This window comes from Acinetobacter sp. YH12094 (genome assembly GCF_013419295.1).
In the GTDB taxonomy this organism is placed as follows: domain Bacteria; phylum Pseudomonadota; class Gammaproteobacteria; order Pseudomonadales; family Moraxellaceae; genus Acinetobacter; species Acinetobacter amyesii.
The window spans coordinates 1-3,025 of record NZ_VPAK01000065.1 but is presented as its reverse complement, the minus strand read 5'-3'; the positions used below and the strand labels follow the sequence as shown (position 1 = coordinate 3,025).

Below are 3,025 nucleotides of genomic sequence, written 5' to 3'. Positions count from 1 at the left end.
ATTTTGCATGTGACTTGTTCCACTTTAGATATTTGTTTAAGATGAGATGTAACTCATTGAAATGTGTCATCATATTCGTCGTCAGAAAACAAGTATTATGCCATTATTTCAATGAGTTATCTTTTTTTGTCGTGTACAAAGAATCATTTTATAATTTACAATATTTTGAAACACCTAAACCATAATAGAAGCCAATATTCCACTGATTCTTTGTTCGCACAACTAAAGCACCACTACTTGAATCCTCCAGTTCTGTCAAAGGTTTTGCTATTACTATAGTCTTTTCACCATCTTTACTACAGTAAATATCCTTCCCATTAACTTCACGAGTAAATTTCCAATCATTTTTAATTAGTTTTGGTTTAATAAGAGAATAATCTTTTTCATTAAAATCTTGTTCAGCAATATAAAAAAATGAAGATGTAGAGTATGCTGCAACCACATCTCCATCATGAATTAAATAATAATCAGAAAAAATTCTATTTTTCATATCAAAGATATAACTTAATTTTATGCTTTTTTTTGCAGAAACATTTACATCTGTGTTTGAACAACCAATCATAAAAATAAAAAACAGAACGAATAATCTCATTAATTTTATCCTTAATTAATTCACCAAGATAGATTACCCATCTTACTTAATTCATGGTTTATATTATAATGAACTGGGCCATTATAACCTTCAGGTAACGCAACTTCGCGAGTAGGTACTTTAAATAGATAATCTTTAATATTCCCAGCAGGTTGTAGCCCACCTGCAGATATATCAAGGCCACCACCTATTGTTCCTCCAACTCCTACGGCTGTATACTGTTCTTTAGCTAACCGTGGGCCTTTTTCTGTCATATCTAACTGTATCGGTTTATCAACACCAAATGCTATTATTCCTAAATTTGCATTTACAGTAGCACTCATACCTTCCATTAAACTATCCGTAGCATCACCTCGATCTGCTGTTTTAGGTAATTTTTGTATTGTATAGAAGATACATGACACGCCACCCCCAAATTTCATTTTAGGATTTACACTTGTCATTTCTTTTGTGATATCCCTAATATATCCAAGACCAGCTCCACCACCTCGATACAGATTTCCATTGTGTAAGTTAACAGCCAATGTACCTGATGCACCTAAAGCTCCTCCTGAACAAACCAGGTAATCTGGATTTGGAAAGTTGCATTCAACGTATTTACACCTAGTTTTAGTTGGAGCTTTTGCAGCCCATGGTGCTAAACCTAATACATCAACCACTTGATTTGGATTATTTACATATTTATATTCATTAATATCTCCAATTAATCCAATTGGATCCTTACTTATATAACGTGCACTAAACGGCTCATAATATCTGTAACGGTTATAGTGTAATCCTGTTTCTTCATCATAATATTGTCCTTGGAAGCGGATATGACTATGCTCCAAAGGATTATCTGGATGTTGTACTTTAATTTCTTGCGTTTTGCCCCAAGTATTTAAAGCGATTTCCCAAACACATTCTCCATGCTCATTACTTAATGTCTGTGGAGTACCAACTTGGTCACAGTGGTAAAAAGTTATGCGTTCGAGTTCGGTTCTGTTTTTACGTGAATCTGTCCGCCAAACAGGGTCTTGTTGAATTGAATAGGGTTCGGTCCTAAACCGTTCATAATTTGGTGTATCGATCAGTTTGATAAATCCAGAATAGCCTGCTTGTAGCAAAGGTACAAAGCTATTCGGCTCATAAACGTAATGTTTAGTATAACTGTTTTGGGTATCTTGATCTTGTCGTGATTCCCAAACCATTAAGTCACCATCCCAACCAAACAAGGTGAAGCTATTGTTAGTTTTATTAGCCTTAAATAAACGTCGTCCAAATACATCATAGCCATACTCAGTAATGTGACCGTTGTAATTACTTTGAACCAGGCGATTAAGATTATCCCATTGAAGTTTCAGCTGTTCTCCCACCTGTTGAGTTTCAACTACATTTCCTTGAACATCATATTTGTATTGCTTACCTTGATAGCTTTTCACAAGATTATTTTTAACTTCCGCACTTTGCGTTGCAATCGGATCAATTAAATTTCCTGCAGGATCAAAACTAAAGTTTTCCGTATATTGTTGGCTTTGACTTCTGATTAAACGACCAATGGCATCGTATTGGTAATTCAATTGTCCTAGACGACTGTCTTGCACTTGGGTTAGTAGATAATTTTTGTCGTAGTAATAATGACGCTGTACTTGATGCATCAATCTATCTACTGTTTCTTGTTCGGGCTGAATGTTTTGTGCAATGAGTAAGTCCACTTCATTGTATTGATTTTTTTGAATCAAACCATTAGCAAAGTAACGTTCGATTTCACGGTGCAAGTCATCGCGTTTAAAGCCGACCATATCTTGCTTATTTAATGCGACACCGTAAACATGACCAGAGCCATAAGTTAAGTATGATACTTCTTGCCCATCTGGACGAATGGTTTTTATCAGATTTCCCAATTCGTCATACTCATAACGTAGTACTGCGGTCATTGGGGTGAGATTAGGTAATTTATAGTGTTGATGTTCTCTCTTAACTCTTCCTAAACGATCATAAACGTAATCAATTTTACTATGTTCATTTTCTACACTCAAATAATTGTAGAGTAAATTGTATTCAAAATGCTCATATGCTTTTTCATTTGTAACTTTATTTACAAAATCTTTAGAAGATATTTTACCTTCATTATTATAATTAATATTCACCAAAATATCTTTTAAATCCATAGAGGATATAAAACCTCTATCGTTATAAATATATTTTTTCTCAAAACCATCAAAACTTTTTTCTACTGATAATCTATTATATAGATCATATTCAAAATTATAACTCTCTCCTTTTTGATTAACTATTCTTTTTATATTACCAATCTTATCCCAATAAGGCTTTGTTGCACAAACCTATCTGTAAAGGCTTTTTCAGCGATATAATTTTCAAATGAAGAAGCCTACACACAAAATCTATCGCACAACCAATTGGCCCGCATATAACCGAGCACTCATGAGTCGC

At 34.0% G+C, this 3,025-nt stretch carries 2 protein-coding genes; both read right to left on the bottom strand.

Features of this window, described 5'->3' with window-relative positions:
* Window positions 1–148: 148 nt before the first annotated feature.
* The gene (locus FTU34_RS17500) at window positions 149–592 is read right to left on the bottom strand and encodes a hypothetical protein (protein ID WP_180036289.1); all 444 of its coding nucleotides are present in this window, start codon (window positions 590–592) and stop codon (window positions 149–151) included.
* Window positions 593–612: 20 nt separating this feature from the next.
* On the bottom strand, window positions 613–2,742 hold the full coding sequence (locus tag FTU34_RS17495) for an RHS repeat-associated core domain-containing protein (protein WP_373686519.1): 2,130 nt from the start codon (window positions 2,740–2,742) through the stop codon (window positions 613–615).
* Window positions 2,743–3,025 lie beyond the last annotated feature (283 nt).

What these genes read in the sequence shown, in the direction of transcription:
- FTU34_RS17500 (WP_180036289.1), bottom strand. Translation starts at nt 592, where the DNA reads ATGAGATTATTCGTTCTGTTTTTTATTTTTATGATTGGTTGTTCAAAC.
- FTU34_RS17495 (WP_373686519.1), bottom strand. Translation starts at nt 2,742, where the DNA reads ATGGATTTAAAAGATATTTTGGTGAATATTAATTATAATAATGAAGGT.